This is a genomic window from Streptomyces sp. NPDC052107, assembly GCF_040680215.1.
Lineage (GTDB): Bacteria > Actinomycetota > Actinomycetes > Streptomycetales > Streptomycetaceae > Streptomyces.
The window spans coordinates 1-1,003 of record NZ_JBFAWG010000335.1 but is presented as its reverse complement, the minus strand read 5'-3'; the positions used below and the strand labels follow the sequence as shown (position 1 = coordinate 1,003).

The 1,003-nt window shown below is 65.5% G+C and carries 1 protein-coding gene; it reads left to right on the top strand.

The genetic code is table 11. The features are described from left to right. Positions 1 to 69 precede the first annotated feature (69 nt). A partial coding sequence (gene tunC / locus AB0M27_RS48260; RefSeq protein ID WP_365732520.1) for an N-acetyl-D-glucosaminyl-tunicaminyl-uracil acyltransferase TunC occupies positions 70 to 1,003 on the top strand: 934 nt, incomplete at its 3' end.

The window sequence follows — 1,003 nt, the reverse complement described above, 5'->3', positions numbered from 1 at the left end:
CCGGACGGTCCCCCGCTCACCTCGCTGCTGGACCGGCAGATCTTCGAAGGCGCGGAGGTGAGGTAGGCCTTGTCCAGGGAGGCCCTCATACGCCTGTACGACCTCACACCGTCCCAGCCTCTGCTCGACGCTCTGAGCTCTGCCACCGCATCGCCCGATATCGCTCGTGTCGTTCCCCGGTTCAAAGGGGCCGCTGGGCCGCGAGCCCAGTCCTTCGTCGAACTGCACCGGGAAGGGACGCTTCTGGGCCGGTGTGGCATCAACGTCAAGGGCCCGGGCACAGTCGGCGCCTGCGAGGTGGCCGCCGTGGTCGCCCCGGCGGAGCGTGCGGGCATGCACTGGCTTCTCGTCCATGTCGCACTCGAGCGGCTTCAGTGGCTGGGGTATGCCTACGCGATGACGGAAGTCAGCGAATACGCGGACCACTTCCCGTCGGTGCTGCGGCAGGCGGCGTGGTGGATTCCCGATTCAAGCGAACGCAAGAGCACGGCGGCGCGGGACGACAAGAGCCTTGAATGGGCGGATCTCTTCATCGACTTCCGGACCTGGACGCCGAGTTCCACTCCCACGTCTCTTACGGTCAACGGCCGAGACCTGTGGGTGCGTCGTCCCGAAGCGAGTGAGGAGCTGCTGATTGTCGACTGGCTCAGAGAGACCTTCGGTGGAGGCTGGGCAAGCGAGATCCACCGGTCGTTCTCACGGGATCCGATCTCGTCTGTGATCGTGGTCGACCGGAACAAGGAACTGCCGCCCAAGGACCGCTTGCTCGGCTTCCTTGCCTACGACACTGCGCGGCTCGGGATGCTGTCTGCGATTGCGCTCGTGCCCGAGGCACGCGGTCGCGATCTGTCCTTGGCAACAGCGCTCATCGAGGAGTGTCTGCGCGAAGCGCGAGCCAGCGGCATGACCTATGCCGTGCTGGGAGGCGTAGGCAACGCCCGCTTGGCGGCTCTTCGCGCATTCAGTGCTTTATGGACCATTCCCGGGCACGAGCCAGGAATGG